The organism is Embleya sp. NPDC055664 (assembly GCF_053618075.1).
This window is the reverse complement of record NZ_JBSHGZ010000030.1, coordinates 1-18,576: the sequence shown is the minus strand read 5'-3', so window position 1 is coordinate 18,576 and position 18,576 is coordinate 1. Positions and strand designations below refer to the sequence as shown.

Genomic DNA, 18,576 nt, shown 5'->3' with positions numbered 1-18,576 from the left:
CGACGCTCACGGGACGTGATACGGCCGGAAAAACACCGATCTCGACCCTCGGTTCGCACCGAAATTCGGGTCCTCACCATGTCGACTTCCCGACATGGGCGCGCTTCGGGCGGTCGGGGTGGGACCCGGTCACGACGGCGCGGTCTCACGGCGTCACGGCCTCACGAGGAACGCCGCTCGACCAGCGTCGTGCCCAACACCGCGGATGTCCCCGGGCCCCCGCCGCCGATCCGCTCCAGCAGCAACCGCGTCATCAACCGACCCTGCTCCGCGACCTGTTGCCGCACCGTCGTGAGCGCGGGCTCGGCCCACCCCGCGACATCCGCGTCGTCGAAGCCGACCACCGCGACATCCTCGGGCACGCGCCGACCCGCCGCCGCCAACGCCGCCATCGCGCCGACCGCCATCAGGTCGGACGCCGCGAACACCGCGTCCAGGTCCGGCGCCTGGGCCAACAGCGTGCGCATCGCGGCGGCCCCACCGGCCCGACCGAAGTCCGCGTGCGCAACCAGCGCCGGCCCGGGTACCGCGTCCAGGTAGCCGCGCAGCCGGTCCACGCCCGCACACATGTCCTGCGGGCCGGCGATCGTGGCGATCCGCCGTCGTCCGCGCGCGCTCAGGTGCTCCACCGCGGCGCGCGCACCGCCCACGTTGTCCGCGTCCACGTAGACGAAGTCGGCATCCGGACCGAGTGGTCGCCCGCCCACCACCACGGGCATACCCGCGTCGTGCAGCCGACCCGCCAGCGAGTCGTCGCCGTGCAACGACACCAGCAGCGCCCCGTCCACGTGGCCGCCGCGCAGATACCGCTCCAGCCGGTCCTGCTGCGCGGCTGTGCGCACCATCATCAGCACGAGCTGGTTGTCGGTGTCGGCCAGTTCGGCGCCCACGGACCGCACGATCGCCGACAGGTACGGATCGCCGAAGAGCCGGGTCTCCGGCTCCTGGACGACCAGCGCCACCGAGTCGGTGCGCCGGGTGACCAGCGTGCGGGCCGCGCGGTTGGGTACGTAGCCGGTCCGCGCGATCGCCGCCTCGACCACCTCGCGCACCCGCGGGCTGACCTTGGGTGAGCTGTTGATCACCCGGGAGACGGTGGCGCGGGACACCCCGGCCACCGCCGCCACCGTCTCCAGGGTCGGCGGTTCGGCCGCCGAGGCGACCTTGCTCCGACCGTCAGTCCTGGTCAATGCTCCCCAATCCGTCCGAGGCCGGCTCGGCTTCGGGCACCCGATCGCCGGCGATCAACGCCGCGTACCAGCGTGCGCTGTGCTTGGGCGTACGCCGACCGGTCGCGAAGTCCACGTGCACGATGCCGAAGCGTTTGGCATAGCCGTACGCCCACTCGAAATTGTCCAACAAGGACCACACGAAGTAGCCCCGGACGTCCACCCCGTCGTCGACGGCCCGGCCCACCGCCGCGACGTGCGCCGCGATGTAGGCCGTGCGTTCGACGTCCTCGATCGTGCCGGCCGGGTCCATCCGGTCCTCGTAGGCCGCGCCGTTCTCGGTCACCATCAGCGGCAGGCCCGGCGCCTCGGCCCGCAACCGGTTCAGCACGTCGTACAGCCCGCTCGGGTCGATTCCCCAGCCCATCGCGGTGCGCTCGCCCGGCACCTGCGCGAAGCGCACGTCCGGGCACGCGGGCCACGGGGAGTACACGCTCGCGCCGTGCCCGTCGTCCCGGGGCGCGGCGGCCCGGGACGTCTCGGTGTCGCCGTCCTCGGCGCCGCCCACCAGGAGCGGCGTGTAGTAGTTCACCCCGAGCACGTCGATCGGCCGGGCAATCTCGGCGAGATCGCCGTCGCGGACGAACGCCCAGTCGGTCACCGAGGCGGTGTCGCGGAGCACGTCCGCCGGATACTCGCCGCGCAGCAGCGGGTCGAGGTGGATCCGGTTGGCCAGGCCGTCCACCCGACGCACCGCATCCAGGTCCGCCGGCCGGTCCGAGAGGGGGCGCACCGCCGCCGGATTGAGGGTGATCGCGATGCGATGCCCGGCCGGCAGTTCGGCCCGCAACGCCGCGACGCCGAGCCCGTGGGCGAGCAGCAGATGGTGGTTCGCACGCAGCGACAACTCCTGGTCGGTCGCCCCCGGCGCGTGTACGCCCGATCCGTGGCCCAGGAACGCGGAGCACCAGGGCTCGTTGAGCGTGGTCCAGTCGCGCACGCGGTCGCCGAGCCGCGCCGCCACCAGCCGCGCGTAGTCGGCGAATCGGGCCGAGGTGTCGCGCGCGCCCCATCCGCCCGCGTCCTGGAGCGCCTGGGGCAGGTCCCAGTGGTACAGCGTCGCGTACGGATCCACGCCGTGCGCGAGGAGTTCGTCCACGAGTCGATCGTAGAAGTCCAGCCCGGCCGCGTTGACCGGGCCGCTGCCGGTGGGCCACACCCGCGCCCAGGCGATGGAGAACCGGTAGGCGCCCAGGCCGAGTTCGGCCATCAGGGCGACGTCCTCGCGATAGCGGTGATAGTGGTCGGTGGCCACGTCGCCGGTGTCGCCGGCGTGCACCCGGCCCGGGACGCGGCTGAACGTGTCCCAGATCGACGGCGCCCGTCCGTCCTCGGCCGCGGCCCCCTCGATCTGGTAGGCGGCGGTGGCGGCGCCCCAGACGAATCCGGGCGGGAAGCGGTCGGCGAACCGGGTCGACGAGGCCGGGGCCTGGTCTGTGGTGAGGGCGTGGTCGGTCATGATCGGATTTCCTTACGTAGGAGGTGGGTCGGCCGGCTCGACGGCGTGTGCTCAGCCCTTGACCGCGCCCTGCATGATTCCGCCGACGATCTGCCGGCCGAGCAGGCCGAAGACCACCAGGACGGGCAGCGTGCCCAGCAACGTCCCGGCGAGGATGATCGATTGGTCGTGCACGTATCCCCCGCCGAGCGAGTTGATCGCGACCTGCACGGTCGGATTGCTCGACGACAGCGCGATGATCGGCCAGAAGAAGTCGTTCCACGTGGTCATGAAGGTGAGCAGACCGAGGACCGCCATCGCCGGGCGGGCGATCGGTACGACGATCGACCAGAAGATCCGCGCGTAGGACGCACCGTCCACCCGGCCGGCCTCGATCAGTTCGTCGGGCAGCGCCTCCATCAGGTACTGCCGCATGAAGAACACGCCGAACGCGGTGACCAGCGTGGGCAGTACGACGGCCTGCAACTGGTTCACCCACTGCAACTTCGCCATGATCATGAACAGCGGGATCAGCCCGAGCTGCGGCGGGATCATCATCGTCGCGACGGTGATCCCGAGCAGCGCGCCGCGCCCCCGGAACCGCAGCTTGGCGAAGGCGAATCCGGCCAGCGTCGAACACAACACGGTGCCGGCGGCGACGGTGATCGACACGATCGTCGAATTGATCAACGCCTGGACGATGTCGGCCTCGTCGAGGGCCTTGTCGAAGTTGGAGAGCAGGTTGCCACCGGGCGTGAAGGGCGGCGGCACGTGGTTGATGTCCGCGTTGCTGCGGGTGGCGGCGACGATCGACCAGTAGAAGGGGAAGATCGAGAGCAGGGTCGCGAAGCCCAGGATCAGGTATACGAGCGGCCCGCCGTGGAGTTGACGCGAACGCCTGGACCGACGGACGCCCCCAAAGCGCCGGGAGCGATCTCGCGGCGGGGCAACCGATGCACCGGCCATGTCAGCGGCCCTCCCGGATTTCGCGACGCGAACGGCGCCCGGCGACAAGCGCGTTGGCCCCGATGACGAGAAGAATGATCAGGAACGTGGTCCACGCGATCGCGGACGCCTTGCCGAGCGCGTAGTTGCTCCACCCGGTCTCGTACATGTAGAGCCCGATGGTCTGGTACTGGTGCGAGGCCCCGCCGCGCACGCCGATCGGGCCGCCCTGGAGCAGCAGCGGCTCGGCGAAGATCTGCATCGCGCCGATCGTCGAGACCACGACGGTGAATACGATCGTGGGCCGCAGTCCGGGGATGGTCACGTGCCGGAACTGATGCCAGGACTTGGCCCCGTCGAGCGCGGCGGCCTCGTAACGATCGTGCGGAATGGCCTGCATCGCGGCGAGATAGATCAGCGCGTTGTAGCCGACCCAGCGCCAGGTGACGATGGTGGAGATGGCGATCTGCGAGGTCCAGGTGCCGTTGTACCAGTCGACGTTGTCGACGCCGAACAGGCCGAGGAACCAGTTGACCATGCCGTAGTCCCGCCCGAACAAACCACCGAACACCAGCGTCGCGGCGGCGACTGACGTCGCGTAGGGCATCAGGATCGCGACCCGGAAGAAGGTCCGCCCCCGCAACCGACGGTTGAGCAGATGCGCCAGGCCGAGCGCCATGCACAACTGCGGCACGGTCGAGATCACGCCGATGGTGAAGGTGTTGCGCAGCGCCTTCCAGAAGAAGGGGTCGTGCCAGAGGTTGGTGTAGTTCTCCAGGCCCAGCCAGGTCATCTCATCCGGGTTCTGCAACCGGACGCGGTGCAGCGAGATGTAGCCGGTGTAGAGCAGCGGGAACAGCCCGAAGGCAACGAAGAGCACAAAGAAGGGCGCAACGAAGCCGTACGGGGACGCGGCATCGACCCGCCGCCGCCATACCTGACGGGACGTCGGGAAGACGGTGCCCGCCCGAGAACGCGAGCCGGACCGAAATCGGGACCCCGGCCAACGCGGGAATCGAGTCGCAGAAGCGGAAGGTGGCGGAGCCGCCATCGAAATCACTCCGGACAGGGTGAGGTGGGTGAGCGGTCGTGGGGGGCGGGCGGGGGTGTCGGGGACGGGCGGGGGCGAGCGAGCACCGGGACGGGCGTGGGGGCGGGCGCTCGTCGGGCGGGCGAGACGGGCGCTGGGGCGGGCGGGCGCGGGGGCGGGCGGGCACCGGACCGACATGGGCGTCGCCCCCTGGCTTCGTCCGGAGGCCGACCACCCGCTCGACGCGGGAACCGGCCACCGACTCGACCCGGGAGCGCACCCCTGGCTCGGCGCAGGGGCCGACCACCCGCTCAGCACGGAGGTCGACGACCCACTCGACACGGAGACCGGCCACCAACCCGACATGGGCACCCCCCGACCCGGTCCGGACGCCGACCACCCGCTCGACACGGGAACCAGCCACCGACTCCACCCGGGAGCGCACCCCTGGCTCGGATTGGGGGCGACCGCCGGCAGCGCAGAAGCCGGCCACCGGCCGCGGCATCGGGACCGGCCGGCCGCTCGACGCGGGACCGGCGCCGCCGATTCGACGCGGAGGATGTCGCACCCTGGCCCGGCACGGACCCGCCACCGGCCGGGCACGGCGGTCGGCCACCCCGCTCGGGGCGGGATCGACCTCCGGCTCGCCGCGGCGGTCGACCCGCTCGGCTCGGCGCCGGGGAGTCGGCCGCCGGCTCGGGTGCCAAGGGGTCGGCCGCCGGCTGGGGACGGGGGTCGGCCGCCCGCTCGGTGCGGGCCTTCGTACCCGGCCCCCGCCGCTCGCACGTCGCCCGGTGCTGCCGCCGTCGTCAGCTTGCGAGGGCGTTTTTGACCGCGTCGCGTGCTCGCTTCCACGCGTCGTCCGGTTTGACCCCCTGGGCCTCCACGGACGTCAGTGCGGTGGTGATGTTGTCCTTGATGTCGTTGTGCCGAACCCCGGTGACCTGCACGGGCATCCGTTCCGCCGCCGCGCTGAAGATCGCACCGATGGGCGCGTTGTTGAAGTAGGGATCCAGCGTCGCCTTGACGCTTTCGATCGCCCCGGTCTTGGACGGGAAGTTCCCCTGCTTCCGGAACATCTTCGCCTGCTGCTCGGGCGCGGTCAGCCAGGCGACCAGTTCGGCCGCTTCCTTGTGGTGCTTGCCGCCCTTGGGAACGGCGAGGTACGAGCCGCCCCAGTTCCCCGTCCCACCGGGCCCCGCAGCGACGTCCCACTTGCCCTTGCCTGCGTCACCGGCCTGGGTCTTGATGTACCCGATCATCCACGCCGGGCACGAGAGCGAGGCGAAGCCGTCGGCCGAGAACGCCTGGTTCCAATCGCTCTGGAACTGCTGCAAAGCGGCCGACAGTTTCCCGTCGGCGGCCTGCGCGGCCAGGTCCCACGCGTGCTTGACGGTCGGATTGGTGTCGTAGATCGGCTTGCCGGCCGCGTCGTAGTAGGACTCCTGCTGCTGCCCGATGATCGCGTTGTACAACCCGGTCACACTGTCCAGGTAATGCGTCTTCTTCGGCGCGTTCGCCTGGAACTGCCGCCCCAGTTCGACGTATCCCTCCCACGTCGACCAGCGCCGCGCCAACTCCTCGCGATCTGTGGGAAGTCCGGCCGCCCGGAACAGATCGCTGCGATAGCAGATCGCCATCGGCCCGATGTCCGTCCCGACCCCCAGCACCTTCCCGTCGGCGGTGGTCGCCGCCTTGCTCTTCCACGGCAGGTACTCGGCATTGCCACCCGCGAGGCCCAGCGAGTTCAGATCCACCCACTTGTCGGCCTGGTTCCGCACGACGTCGGCGATCCGCCCGACCTCGATGCCCTGGATGTCGTCGATCCCGCCCCCACCGGCGAGCCGGGTCTGCACGGTACGCCAGTAGTCCTCCTCCTTCTCGGTGTCGTGCTGAACGATCCTGACGCCCGGGTGCGTCTGCTGATACTCGGCGTACAACCCGGCCTCCTCGAAGCCGAACGTGCCGAACAGCCCGACGTTCAGGGTGACTTTGCCGTCCCCCGAGCCGGACCCCCCGTCACCCCCACACCCGGCGAGAACGGATCCGACCAACAGCGCGGTACACAGAGCGGACAGGGCTCTGACTCGACCACGAACGTAGCGCGTGCGCATGGAAAGACCTCCTGATGACCCTGCATCCGGGACGGCGATGAGCGAGGTACGTCGTGCGGCGGTACGAAACTGCGGCGGTGCGGTCGTCCATGGCGGCCCGACACCAACGGCACGGCAACACGGAACACGCGCCATCGACGCGGCCGGGCCCACGTTGTGAGAGCGCTCTCACAACGTGCTCAGGAGCCTGTCCTGCCCCATCACCCTTGTCAATACTTCAAAGGCCCCACACCCACCCCGAGCCCACAAACCCCACCGAACGCCCAGAAGCCCCGGACCACTTTCGTGATCCGGGGCTCCGGCAAGCGTGGGCGATACTGGGATCGAACCAGTGACCTCTTCGGTGTGAACGAAGCGCTCTCCCGCTGAGCTAATCGCCCGGGTGCAGGGAGAACATTACCGCATGGGTGGGGGCGGTTGTGACCGCCCTCCGCGGGTGGGGCGCGAGGAGCCGCCCGGGCTGGGGGGCGGCTCGCGGGGGGGTCAGAACGGGAGGGCCATGCCGTATTTCCACAGGTACAGGGCCACTGCCGCGGCGATCAGGAGCAGGCCGATCGCGAGCATGATCATGTTGCGGCGGCGGGTCTTGGGGTCGAGGGCGCGGGTGGCGGCCCTGGTGACCTTGTCCTTGGTCCACAGCAGCGTGCGCTGCGCCCAGACGAATTCGGTGCCCAGGACGGCGAGGCCGAGGAAGATGACCGCCCAGCCGGGACCGGGCAGCGGGAGCATGATGATGCCGCCCACGATGATCGCGAAGCCGATGATGGCGACGCCGATCTGCCAGGTCATGTGCAGCGGCTTGGAGCGCTTGATGAAGGCCGGCGCGCGGGAGCCGAATGGTTTCGCCTCGGGCGTCCCGGTGGTTGTGCCGGCCTTCGTCGCGCCCTCGGGTGCCGCCGCTGCGGCCGGGTCGTCCCGGTCGGCGGTGGGCTTCCCGGCGGCGTGCGCGCTGTTCTCCGCGACCCCCGTGTCCATCGTCCGTCTTCCTCTCTCGTCGTACCGGCCGTCGTCCACCGGATGCCTCCGTTCGCCCGGGGCCGGCGCCGACCTCGGCCCGGCCTGGCTTGACAACGCTACAAGGGGGCAGAGGTTCGGTGCAGACCTTACGGTCGGGGACCGACCCGGGCGGGTCGGTCCGGGCGATCGGAGCGACCCGATCCGATCGCCTGTTCCCTTCCGGAAATCATGCGGGCGAACGTTACACCTCCGCATCGCTCTTAAGGAGTACCCAGACGCCCGTATATCGGGCAGAGACGTTTACAAGAGGTCCGCAGGTGGGATGTTGCGAACGCCGACGTGCGAATCCCCGAGCGCACACTGAGCGAAAGGCCATGGCGCTTATGAACACCACGGTCAGCTGTGAGCTGCACCTGCGCCTCGTCGTCTCGAGCGAGTCCTCATTGCCGGTCCCCGCGGGACTGCGCTACGACTCGTCGGACCCGTACGCCGTGCATGCGACCTTCCACACGGGTGCCGATGAGACGGTCGACTGGGTCTTCGCCCGCGACCTTCTCGCCGACGGGCTGCGTCAGCCCTCGGGCACCGGCGACGTTCGTGTGTGGCCCTCTCGGAGCCACGGACAGAGCATCGTGTGCATCGCCCTCAGCTCTCCCGAGGGCGAGGCCCTGCTCGAAGCGCCCGCACGGGCCTTGGAGTCGTTCCTGAAGCGTACGAACGCTGCCGTGGCCCCCGGCAACGAGCACCGCTTCTTCGATCTCGACCGGGAGCTGTCGCAGATCCTCGCCGAGAACTGAGCTCTGGCACGGCGGACACGCCCCTGTCCGCGGCGCCGGGTTCACACGTCAGCGCTCCGCCGCACCCATCGTCCACACGGTGGGGGCGGCGGAGCGTTTTAACGTCCCGACCGGTGGACGGCCACGCCGACGACCCCGAACCGTCCCGGCCCTCCGACGAACGAACGGTCGGACGAGCGAGCGCAAGAGCGCACGAGCGGCCCGGCGATCCGAATACGCGTCCGACCCGGGCGCACCACAAAGAAAGCGCGCATTCGAACACATTTTCCGGCACGGCGCGCGTCGCATAGGCCGCGACTCGGGCAGGACTATCCCGCCGCATAGGCATCGCATCGGCGCCGCCACAACCGCATGGGAATGCGTTCACATTCACCATCCCCGACCGCTCCCGTTGTGCCCGGACACGGATTAGCACCTCACGCTGACCCGCGGTAACCGACGGTATCCCGGGGAAATCCGCAAATCGGGATTCCCCGACTTCAGATCCCGCGCCTGCGCAACAGTTCCTCGATCTCCGCGAACTCGTCGTCGCCCCCGCTCGCACGCGACGATCGCCGTGAGCGCGGCGCGGCGGCCGGCTTCGGCTGTTTGCTGCGCGGCGGCGCACCGCCCGAACCGCCCGCTCCCGCTGCCGGACCGCCGTCGCCGAGCAGCGCCGCCAGGTCGGACGAGATGGCGGAGGTGGCGGAGGTGGTGGACGCGGTGCCGCTCGACTCCGGGGACTTCTTCTTTCCGCCGACCATGCGGGTGATCATCAGCAGGATCACGGCGAACGCGAGGATCGCGACGCCGCCCCACGCCTTGAGGCCGAAGGCGAGGTCGGTCGCCCAGTCGGCGACCGCGCTGCCCACCCGGCGGCTCAGCGTGGCCAGGCCGGTCAGGTACAGGCCGATCGGGAACAGCGCCGCGGCGGTCCACCGCGTCGCGTTCAGGAAACGTCGTTGGCGAGCCTTTTGTACCGCGATGACCAGGCCCAGGCCCGTCAGTGCCATGCACAACGCGCCGGTCACCACATCTGCGCCGGACATGCGCTCGGCCTCCTCGTTCGAAACCTACGAAGCTTCGTTGTCGGTCGGCGTCGATCGGGATCGGTCGACGGCCGTTGCCGTCCTGCCTCCATCGTGGCCGTCTCGGTCCTCGAACACCACGATCGACGGTCGGTTCGGTACTCGGGGAGGACACCGACCGACTCATCTCCTCCCCGTGGAGTAGAGCCAGGATCAGGGATGTTCCCCACTTCTCACAGGATGGGTTTCCCCCAATAACGCGTACGCGGCGCGAATCGAGCCCCGGTGAGCACCTTCGTGAACTCCGGGGTACGGGCCTCGTCGGGCAGGTCGATGGCCAGCTCGGGCAGCCCCTGGGTCGCCGTCACGTGGCCGGCGGCGCGCAGGAGCGTCGCGGCGGCCTCCGGGTTGCGCGCGGTCAGCGCCAGGACGACGCCGTGCGCCACCCACACCGCCGCGCCATCGCCCAGCGTGTACGGGGCGGGCGCAGTGGGGTGGTCGAGGCGGGCGTGCGCGCGGGCCCGGGCGGCGGGTTCGGACCACCCCGCCGCGCGCAACGTCGCCGCGCAGCGGTGCAGTTCCGCGGCGCACCACGCCTTGCGTTCGTCGGTGTCCATCATCCGCACCCCGTGCGGCAGGCCGGTGGCGCGCACCGGGGCCACCAAGCGGGTGCTGTCGGGCGCGTAGCCCAGGGCGGAGACCAGACCGGTGGCCGCGCGGTTGCCCTCGGGCACCGCGGCGGCCATCCGGGTACAGCGCCGGCCGCGCATGATCTCCTCGGCCGCGAGCATCGCCACGCACCCGTGTCCTCGGCGGCGGCGCGACGGCAGCACCTGGATGTGCAGGATCCATCCGGTGCCGGTGCCCCACGGGCCGAGCGGGGTCAGGTGTACGCCGCCGACGGATCGGCCGTTGGCGCAGATCGAGTACACGCCGTCCCGGCCCGGTCCGGCCGGTCGCAGAGTGGTGGTCATCGCGTCCCCCGCCTTGCCGATGTCGCGCCCCGTCATCGGCAGTGCTGCCCGCGCGCGGACCCGGTCAACCTGCGCCGGAGCGCCGACCGCGAGATCGCGGGCGCGATCGGGGCAACCGGCGCACCGGCGCGGACGGGCCGGACGGTCCCGGGCGGGCCGGCGTCCGGGTCAGGGGTCGATGTCGGCGGCGGCGCGGGCGGCGAAGATCTCCATCGCCTTGCGGGTGAGCGGGCCGGGCGCGGTGCGGGTGTGCTCGTCGATCCGGTGCACCGCCTGGATGTCGCGCAGCGACGAGGTCAGGAACACCTCCTCCGCGTCGGCGAGCGCGGTCAGTGGCAGGTCGATCTCCTCGGCGCCGACCCATTCGAGGACCAGCGCGCGCGAGACGCCGGCCAGGCAGCCGGCCGACAGCGGAGGGGTGATCAGGCGGCCGTCGAGGACCACGAACACGTTGGAGCCGGTGCCCTCACAAAGGTTGCCCGCGGTGTTCGCGAACAGCGCCTCGCTCGCGCCGTGCCGGGCGGCGTGGCCGAGCATCACCACGTTGTCGGCGTAGCTGGTGGTCTTGAGCCCGGTGGTCGGCGCGTTCTCGTTGCGGGTCCACGGGACGGTGACCACTGCGGTGCTCTCGCCGCGGGGTTTGGCCGGGGCGAGGGCGACCACCAGGGTCGGCGCCGCTCCGCCGCGCTCGGAGCCCAGTGGTGAGCAGCCGCCCGTGTAGGTGATCCGCAGTCGAGCGATGCCCGGCAGCGGGTTGGCCGCCAGCACCTCGGCGCACGCGTGGCGCAGCAGGTCGAGGTCGGGATCGGGTAGCCCGAGGCCGCGCGCGGAGCGGGTCAGCCGGGCCAGGTGCCGGGTCGTCGCGAAGGCCTGTCCGTCCCGCGCCTTCAGCGTTTCGAAGACGCCGTCGCCGACGGTCAGCCCGTGGTCGTCCACCGGGACCACCGCGTGTTCGTCGTCGACGAGGCGGTCGTTCAACCAGATTCTGCTCATGCGCCCTCCGAGGTGTCCGCGGGGTTGTATCCGACGCGATCCCGCGCGGCCCGATCCTGCCCGGTCCCGGGCTCGGGTGGGTAGCCGGGAGCGGTCGGCGCCGTGGGCCGCGGGCGTTCGCCGGGGTGATCCGGGGCCGTCGCGCGCTCGCGGGCGCCGATGTGCTCCGGGCTCGCGGGGTGCTCCCGGCCGCCGGCGTCCGCCGAGGCGGGCGAGTGCTCCGCCGCGGTATCCGGCCGGTGCTCGGCCCCGACCGGGTCCGCCCGGTACTCCCCTTCTGCCCGGTACTCCCCCGTCGCCACCGCGAGCAGGTTCCGTGCCTTGAGACGGGTCTCCTCCCACTCGCGCTGCGGGTCGGAGTCGTACGTGATGCCCGCGCCGGTGCCGAAACAGAGTCGGCCGTCGCGGACGAAGAAGCTGCGTATGCCCACCGCGAGCGAGCCCTCGCGGCGGTCCGCGTCCACCCAGCCGATCGCGCCGCAGTAGGGGCCGCGCGGGACCGGCTCCAGCTCCTCGATGATGCGCAGCGCGCTGCTCTTGGGGGCGCCACTGACCGATCCCGGCGGGAACGTCGCGGCGAGCAGTTCGGGCCAGCCGACGCCGGGGGCCAGCGTGCCGGCGACGGTGGAGACGAGGTGGACCAGGCCCGGGTGCCGTTCGACCACGCACAACTCGGGCACGGTGACCGAGCCGATCGCGGCGGCGCGGCCCAGGTCGTTGCGGACCAGGTCGACGATCATGACGTTCTCGGCGTGGTCCTTGGGCAGCAGGTCGGCCTCGGTCCGGCCGGTGCCCTTGATCGGGCCGGAGCTGACCCGGTCGCCGACGCGGTGCAGGTACAGCTCCGGCGACGCGCACGCGACGTGGACGCCGTGTTCGGGCAGTCGGATCACCCCGGCGTACGGCGCGGGGTTGCCCAGCGCGAGCCGGCCCGCCAAGCCGACGATGTCGGCGTCGGCGGGCAGCGGGGCGCTGAGCATGCGGCACAGGTTGACCTGGTACACGTCGCCGGCGGCGATGTACTCGCGGATCCGGCGCACCCCCGCGCGGTACGCGTCGGCGCCTAGCGAGTCGGTCCACGTGTGCGCGGGCGGTCCGGTCCACGGGGCGGCCGGCAGCGGGGCCGGGCGCACGTGGTCGAAGCGGGCGCAGATCGGGTCGCCCTCGAAGTCGGCGACCACGGCCCAGAAGCCGTGCGAGTCCAGGGCTGCCGGGTCGCGGGTGACATCCCGCAGTCCGGTGGCCAAGCGCCCGCCGAGGTGGGCGATGGGGGGAGGCTGGCTCACGTGTTCGTTCCGGGGTCGCGACCGCGGCACCTGCTTGAGGATCGGCGCGCGGGTCAGGACGCCATTGTAGGAGGCGGCCGATCGGCGCGGCCGGCCCGGGCGGCCCGGCGTCGGCCGCCGCGAGCGCCCCCCTCGCGCCGGTGCGACGCGCCCGGAAGTGCCCCGAATCGATTCCGCGTTCCCGTGTGACGCTCGGGCACGGCATGATGCGGCACGGGTGGATGGAACCCGGCGACCCCGAGACCGGCGACCACCCCTCCCGGTCGGTTCGCCCGACCCGTCGAAGTCTCCACCGCATCACGCGATCGAAGGACGTTCATCCGTGCACTGTTCCGCCTGCGACACCTGGTCTACGCGGGCCGACCGCTGTTCGTACTGCGGCGCCGTCCCGGCCGTCGCGCCGCAGCAGGCCGGCGCCGTGTCGGCCCCTGTGGTCACCGGGTCGACCGCGGCCCCGGCGCCCACGCCGCCGGATCCGTACGCTCCGCCCGCACCCGCGCCCACCGGGGTGCATCCCGCCGGGGTGTATCCGGGCGCCTATCCGCCCGCGCCCGGTGCGTTCGCGCCGCAGGCGCCCTACGGCATGCCGGGGGCGTATCCGGCCTCGCCCTTCGGGGGCTGGATGCCGCAGCCGTTCCGCTCGCTGCGCGGGCTCGCCGTGACGTTGTACATCCTGCTGCCGCTGTCGGCGGTGTTCGCGGGGCTGTGCGCGGCGGCGTTCTTCCACCGGGCCGACGTGCTCCGGCAGATCGTCGACGCCGGTGACCTCGGTGTCACGGACTCGCTGCGCACTCGGGCCGAGGACTCGGACTCGCTGGTCGCGGGGGCGATCACGTTCCTGGTGTTGTCGATGATCGCGACGGCGGTGCTGTTCATCATCTGGATGTATCGGGCCCGGGCCAACGTGGACCTGTTCGGCCCGTCGAAGCAGCACCTGTCCACCGGGTGGGCGGTCGGCGGTTGGCTGGTGCCGGTGGTGAGCCTGTGGTTCCCGAAGCTGATCCTGCACGACGTGTGGCGCGCGAGCGATCCCCGGACCGCCGAGCGCGGCGGTCGTACGCCCGGGCGGCTGCCGCTGTTGTGGACCTGGTGGGTGCTGCTGGTCGGCGCGTCGGTGTTGTTCTTCGCGAGCCGGCTGTCCTACCCGCTGGGTGACGACATCGAGCTGTCGGACGCCGATCGGCTGCAGACCATCGACATCCTGTCGGGAGCCGCGGACATCGTGTTGATCCTCGCGGCGGTCGCGGCGATCTTCGTGGTTCGCAAGATCACCACGTTCCAGCACGAGCGCGAGGCGCTGGCGTTCGCGTCGGGGCTGGTCCCGGCTCCGGGAGCGGCGGGCGGTTTCCCGGCGGGGGCGCCGACGCCGTGGGCGGCCTATCCGGCGCAGGCGCCGACCGGGCAGTACTTCGCTCCGCCGGTGCCGGCCGCGCCCGGTGCGCCCGGCGGGTTCGCGCCGCCGGCGCAGACCGCGCTCGGCGCGCCGCCGGTCCCACAGGCTCCGGTGGAGGGCGCGACGGCGGCTGCGCCGGTCGCTCCCGCGCCTCCGGCCGAGCCGACGCCGGTCGCATCCGCGCCGGCCATGGCCACGCCGGTGGCAGCCCCGCCGCCGCGCCCCGCGGCGCCGCCGACGGCGGGGGTCGAGGTTCCCGACGCCACACCGGCCGCCGCGGCCGAGTCAAGCGACGCGGACGAATCGGCAGAGGCGGCACCGGCCGTTGCCCCGGCCGACGGCGAAGCCGAGTCGGTCGAAGCGGCCACAGCCGTCGTGCCGGCAGTTGAGGTCGAGTCGGCTGATGCCGCCACAGCCGTCGTGCCGGCCACCGAGGGCGAGTCGCCTGATGCGGCGACCGCCGTCGTACCGGCTGCCGAGGGCGACGAGGCGACCGCCGTCGTACCGGCCGTTGAGGTCGAGTCGCCTGATGCGGCGGCCGTTGTTCCGGCTGCCGAGGGTGACGCGGTGACGGCTGTTGTGCCGGCCGTGGATGTCGAGGCGGCTGCTGTAGGGGCGTCCGCCGAGCCGGTTTTGTTGGGGAAGTCGAGCGCGGGCGGGTCCGATGTGGTGGCGGGTGAGGCCGGCCCTTCCGAACTGCCGCAGGTTCCCGCTCAGTCGGCTGCGGCGGTCGAGCGTGCGTCCGACGCGAGCGCGGACGAGGTGCCGGCTCCCTCCGGTCCCGTGGATGCCGGAGTTGATGCCCAACCGGCTCCGTCCGGGGAGCGGCGCGGGTGATCTCGGGGTGCTCCGGGCCCACGCGATGGAGCACGGGGTCCGACCGTCGGGTGCACAGCGGTTGAACACCTGCCGTCGTAACGGCGGCCCAACCCGCCGCCCGGCCCCCCGTCGGCGCTCGCCGAAGGCCGGTTCGAACCCTCTCGGTTCGGGCCGGCCTCGGTCGTTTTCGCAGGTTGCGCGGGTCGCGCGGCGGGGCGCGCGGGGAATCGGTTTTTGTGATGGCCCTCGGATCCGCTAAAGTTCTCAACGTCGCCGGGACGCGGAAACGCAACCCGGGTCGACAGGCGGACGTGGCTCAGTTGGTAGAGCATCACCTTGCCAAGGTGAGGGTCGCGAGTTCGAATCTCGTCGTCCGCTCGGAAGAAGTAGAGGAATGTGGTGGGCAACCACTATGGTTCCTTCACTTGGTGGAGTGGCCGAGAGGCGAGGCAACGGCCTGCAAAGCCGTCTACACGGGTTCAAATCCCGTCTCCACCTCCAAGAGAACCCGGGCCTGGTGCCGAGGGTGATCTGCCCGCGCGATTAGCTCAGCGGGAGAGCGCTTCCCTGACACGGAAGAGGTCACTGGTTCAATCCCAGTATCGCGCACGCTGCACAACCGTCGTACCGCTACACCACCCGCGCGATTAGCTCAGCGGGAGAGCGCTTCCCTGACACGGAAGAGGTCACTGGTTCAATCCCAGTATCGCGCACGGGCAGTACCGAAGGGCCGGAGGATCTCGATCCTCCGGCCCTTCGGCTTACCTCGGCGGATGTTCGTGCGGCGGGCTCGGTACGAAGTCGGGCGCGGCCAGCCGGGCCAGTCGCTCGCGCGTCGGCTCGTCCTGGGGCACGTAGACGCTCAGCCGCTGGCCGGGTGAGGTGGCGAGGTCGGCGGGCATTCCCCGGACGTGCAGCACCCCGACGTCGCGGTGACGGAAGAGTTTGGTCCGGGTGCGGGTGAGCGAGACCGGATGGGCCGCCCAGGTCGTCGCGAACTCGGGACTGGCGGCGATCAGTTCGTCGACGAACGCGGTCCACAGCGGATCGCCGACATTGCGCGCGTAGCTGCCGCGCAATACGCCGACCACCCCCGCGCACTCCTCCCGCCACTCGTGGAAGGGGTTGCAGCACGCGGGCCGGGTGAACAACTCCCAGATCACATTGCGCCGCTGCCTCGGCGCCGCGACCAGGCTCGGGAACATCCGGGCGTAGAGCGCGTTGTAGGCCAGCACGTCGTAGCGGCCGTTCAGCACCACCGCCGGCAGCGTGGCGAAGTCGTCGAGGACGGTCTGGGTGTCCGAGTCGACCTCGTCCTCGGCGCGCAGCGTGGCCAGGCTCGGCACGCAGGCCAGCCGCTTGACGTGTTCGTACTCGACGCCGTCGAGCCGCAGCGTGCGGGCGATGCCGCCGATGACCTGGGCGCTGACGTTGATCGGGCGGCCCTGTTCGAGCCAGGTGTACCAGGTCACCCCCACGCCGGACAGTTGTGCGACCTCCTCGCGGCGCAGCCCGGGTGTGCGGCGTCGGCGGCCGGCGGGCAGGCCGACCTGTTCCGGGCTGATCCGCTCGCGTCGGCTGCGCAGGAAGGCGCCCAACTCGGCTCGGGAGGCGGCGCGTTCGGGGCGGACGTATTCCGGTGCGGCGCGCCCGGCGTCGGCTGTCGGGGCCGCTGCCGGCCCGATCGGCGGGTCGACTCGCTCCGGGGCGGCCGGGCGGTGGGTGGCGTCGGTGCGCGGGCTGCCGGTCATCGACCCATCCTGCGCCGATCGTCGCCTCGATTGCCAGGTGCCTGGTGATACCAGGATAACCAGGCTACTGGTCCGGGTACCCGGCGCCGGGCAGAGTCGCTGCCATGAACGATACGGATGTGAAGTCGGGCGGCGGCGCCCGGCACGGGGACGGGGAGCGGGTGACGACGCCGGCGGCCGGGGTCGTCGGATCGACCGCTCCCGACGAGGGAGGCTCTCGGGCGTCGACCGCCCGGGAGCGGCGACGGGCGGCGAAGGGCAGCCGGGAGGACGGGAGTCGGGTCGGGGGCGCGGGCACGCTGCTGCTCGTGGTGCTGGTGGCCGGGCAGTTCATGGCGGTGCTGGACTCCTCGATCGTCAACGTGGCGGCTCCGGTGATGCGTTCGGACCTGCATACGTCGGGCGCCGGGCTGCAGTGGGTGATCGCGGGCTACACGATCGTGTACGCGATGTTGCTGATCACCGGATCGCGGCTGGGCGCGATCTTCGGGTTCGGGCGGGCGTACCTGGCCGGGCTCGGGTTGTTCACGGTGGCCTCGCTGGCCTGTGGGCTGGCCGGTTCCACCGGGGAGTTGGTGGCGTTCCGGTGCCTGCAGGGCGCGGGGGCCGCGTTGTTGGTACCGCAGGTGTTGACGCTGATCCAGCGCCGGTTCGAGGGACGACGGCGGACGGCGGCGATGGGGCTGTACCAGACCGCGATAGCCGGCGGCGCGGTCGTCGGGCAGATCGTGGGTGGGGTGCTGGTCGACGCGGATCTGTGGGGCACGAGTTGGCGGCCGGTGTTCCTGGTCAACGTGCCGCTGGGGGTGCTGTTGCTCGCGGTCGGGTGGCGGGCGCTTGGCGGCGACCGGCCCGGGCCCGACGAGCGCACGGGCTGGGGGCGGCTGGACGTGCCGGGCGTACTGGTCTTGGCGCCGGCGATGTTGGCCCTGGTGGTGCCGCTGGTGATGGGGCACGAGCAGGGCTGGCCGGTGTGGGGGTGGCTGGTGCTCGCCGCGGGGCTGGTCGCGATGGGCGCGTTCGCCCTGGTGGAGCGCCGGGTGTCGGCGCGCGGCGGGTCGCCGCTGGTGCCGGGCGCGGTGTTGCGCTCCCCCGGACTGCTGTCCGGCGGGATCATGCTGCTGGTGGGGGTGGCGAGCTACAACGGGTTCCTGTTCACCCTCGCGCTGCACCTGCAGTCGGGGCTCGGCGACAGTCCGCTGCGGGCCGGTCTGACGTATGTGCCGTGCGCGATCGGGTTCGCCGTCTCCGGGTTGTGGTGGGGGCGGTTGCCCGAGCGGATCCGGGCGCACCTGGGATATCTGGGCTTCGCGCTGGTGTCGGTGTCGTACGTGGGCATGGCGGCCTCGGTGCACGGCGGGCGGGACGGCGGCGTGGCGCTCGCGGTCGGCCTGGCCGGGATGGGCCTGGGTCAGGGCGCGGTGCTCGGGCCGCTGATGGCGAGCGCGCTGGGGCGGGTCCGGCCCGAGCACGCGGGTGACGCGAGTGGGGTACTGGTCACGCTGATGCAGTTCGGCGGCGTGGTGGGGGTGGCCACGTTCGGCACCATGTTCCTGTCCACGACGGGCGCCGGCGCGCATGCCTCGGCGCACGCGGCGGTGCTCACTTTCGTGGTACTGGCCGTGGTGAACCTGGGCGTGGCGCTGTGGGTGGGACTCGGCATGGTGCGGAGGCGGGCGGGTCGGCTCGCGTGAGCCGGCGGTGTGCCCGTACCCGAACGTGCGGGGGGGGGGGGGGGCCCCCGGGGGGGGGGCCGCGCGCGACCCACCCCGGGCGGGGGGTGGGGGGCCCCCCGCGGGCCCCCCCCGCCCCGCGGCGCGGGGGGGGGGGGGTGGGGGGCGGG

At 71.9% G+C, this 18,576-nt stretch carries 13 protein-coding genes, 5 tRNA genes and 1 pseudogene; 7 read left to right on the top strand and 12 right to left on the bottom strand.

Features of this window, described 5'->3' with window-relative positions:
* Nucleotides 1-161: 161 nt before the first annotated feature.
* From ACWGR4_RS35080 to ACWGR4_RS35050, 7 genes are all read right to left on the bottom strand, one after another.
* The gene (locus ACWGR4_RS35080; protein ID WP_452132550.1) at nucleotides 162-1,190 is read right to left on the bottom strand and encodes a LacI family DNA-binding transcriptional regulator; all 1,029 of its coding nucleotides are present in this window, start codon (nucleotides 1,188-1,190) and stop codon (nucleotides 162-164) included.
* Nucleotides 1,177-2,688 (bottom strand): glycoside hydrolase family 1 protein, encoded by a 1,512-nt coding sequence (locus tag ACWGR4_RS35075; RefSeq protein WP_452132551.1) that lies wholly within the window; start codon nucleotides 2,686-2,688, stop codon nucleotides 1,177-1,179. Before ACWGR4_RS35075 ends, ACWGR4_RS35080 begins: the two co-directional genes overlap by 14 nt.
* A gap of 51 nt (nucleotides 2,689-2,739) precedes the next feature.
* Complete coding sequence (locus ACWGR4_RS35070) at nucleotides 2,740-3,633, bottom strand: carbohydrate ABC transporter permease (protein ID WP_452132552.1); 894 nt, start codon at nucleotides 3,631-3,633, stop codon at nucleotides 2,740-2,742.
* 1 nt (nucleotide 3,634) lies between these two features.
* A complete protein-coding gene (locus ACWGR4_RS35065; protein ID WP_452132553.1) occupies nucleotides 3,635-4,663 on the bottom strand; it encodes a carbohydrate ABC transporter permease in 1,029 nt (342 codons plus the stop codon).
* Nucleotides 4,664-5,451: 788 nt separating this feature from the next.
* Nucleotides 5,452-6,756 carry an ABC transporter substrate-binding protein gene (locus tag ACWGR4_RS35060; RefSeq protein ID WP_380010348.1) on the bottom strand — a complete coding sequence of 435 codons (1,305 nt, stop codon included), beginning with the start codon at nucleotides 6,754-6,756 and terminating at the stop codon, nucleotides 5,452-5,454.
* 308 nt (nucleotides 6,757-7,064) lie between these two features.
* Nucleotides 7,065-7,136 (bottom strand) — tRNA-Val (locus ACWGR4_RS35055).
* A gap of 103 nt (nucleotides 7,137-7,239) precedes the next feature.
* Nucleotides 7,240-7,731, bottom strand: a complete 492-nt coding sequence (locus ACWGR4_RS35050) for a TIGR02611 family protein (RefSeq protein ID WP_452132554.1) — start codon at nucleotides 7,729-7,731, stop codon at nucleotides 7,240-7,242.
* 365 nt (nucleotides 7,732-8,096) lie between these two features.
* Here ACWGR4_RS35050 and ACWGR4_RS35045 point away from each other — a divergent pair, with 365 nt between their 5' ends.
* Nucleotides 8,097-8,510 (top strand): SsgA family sporulation/cell division regulator, encoded by a 414-nt coding sequence (locus ACWGR4_RS35045; RefSeq protein WP_026218464.1) that lies wholly within the window; start codon nucleotides 8,097-8,099, stop codon nucleotides 8,508-8,510.
* Between the two features lie 479 nt (nucleotides 8,511-8,989).
* Here ACWGR4_RS35045 and ACWGR4_RS35040 read toward each other — a convergent pair whose 3' ends face one another.
* The 4 genes and pseudogenes from ACWGR4_RS35040 to ACWGR4_RS35025 form a co-directional block, all read right to left on the bottom strand.
* Nucleotides 8,990-9,538: a hypothetical protein gene (locus ACWGR4_RS35040; protein WP_452132555.1), complete on the bottom strand. Its 549-nt coding sequence runs from the start codon at nucleotides 9,536-9,538 to the stop codon at nucleotides 8,990-8,992.
* Nucleotides 9,539-9,750: 212 nt separating this feature from the next.
* On the bottom strand, nucleotides 9,751-10,491 hold the full coding sequence (locus tag ACWGR4_RS35035; protein ID WP_452132556.1) for a GNAT family N-acetyltransferase: 741 nt from the start codon (nucleotides 10,489-10,491) through the stop codon (nucleotides 9,751-9,753).
* Between the two features lie 168 nt (nucleotides 10,492-10,659).
* Entirely contained in the window at nucleotides 10,660-11,484 is an 825-nt protein-coding gene (locus ACWGR4_RS35030) for an aminotransferase class IV (protein ID WP_452132557.1), read from the bottom strand.
* A 272-nt stretch (nucleotides 11,485-11,756) separates the two neighbouring features.
* Nucleotides 11,757-12,770 (bottom strand): annotated as a pseudogene (locus ACWGR4_RS35025) (chorismate-binding protein); the annotation flags it as partial.
* A 322-nt stretch (nucleotides 12,771-13,092) separates the two neighbouring features.
* Between ACWGR4_RS35025 and ACWGR4_RS35020 the strand changes: the two are divergent.
* From ACWGR4_RS35020 to ACWGR4_RS35000, 5 genes are all read left to right on the top strand, one after another.
* Nucleotides 13,093-15,000, top strand: coding sequence for a DUF4328 domain-containing protein (locus ACWGR4_RS35020; protein ID WP_452132558.1), 1,908 nt, complete (start codon nucleotides 13,093-13,095; stop codon nucleotides 14,998-15,000).
* Between the two features lie 287 nt (nucleotides 15,001-15,287).
* A tRNA-Gly gene (locus ACWGR4_RS35015) sits at nucleotides 15,288-15,360 on the top strand.
* 49 nt (nucleotides 15,361-15,409) lie between these two features.
* A tRNA-Cys gene (locus ACWGR4_RS35010) sits at nucleotides 15,410-15,483 on the top strand.
* A 36-nt stretch (nucleotides 15,484-15,519) separates the two neighbouring features.
* Nucleotides 15,520-15,591, top strand: a tRNA-Val gene (locus ACWGR4_RS35005).
* Nucleotides 15,592-15,623: 32 nt separating this feature from the next.
* A tRNA-Val gene (locus ACWGR4_RS35000) sits at nucleotides 15,624-15,695 on the top strand.
* A 48-nt stretch (nucleotides 15,696-15,743) separates the two neighbouring features.
* Here the strand turns inward: ACWGR4_RS35000 and ACWGR4_RS34995 are convergent.
* A complete protein-coding gene (locus ACWGR4_RS34995) occupies nucleotides 15,744-16,733 on the bottom strand; it encodes a helix-turn-helix transcriptional regulator (protein WP_380010366.1) in 990 nt (329 codons plus the stop codon).
* Nucleotides 16,734-16,837: 104 nt separating this feature from the next.
* Here ACWGR4_RS34995 and ACWGR4_RS34990 point away from each other — a divergent pair, with 104 nt between their 5' ends.
* On the top strand, nucleotides 16,838-18,427 hold the full coding sequence (locus ACWGR4_RS34990) for an MFS transporter (protein WP_452132559.1): 1,590 nt from the start codon (nucleotides 16,838-16,840) through the stop codon (nucleotides 18,425-18,427).
* Nucleotides 18,428-18,576: the final 149 nt, after the last annotated feature.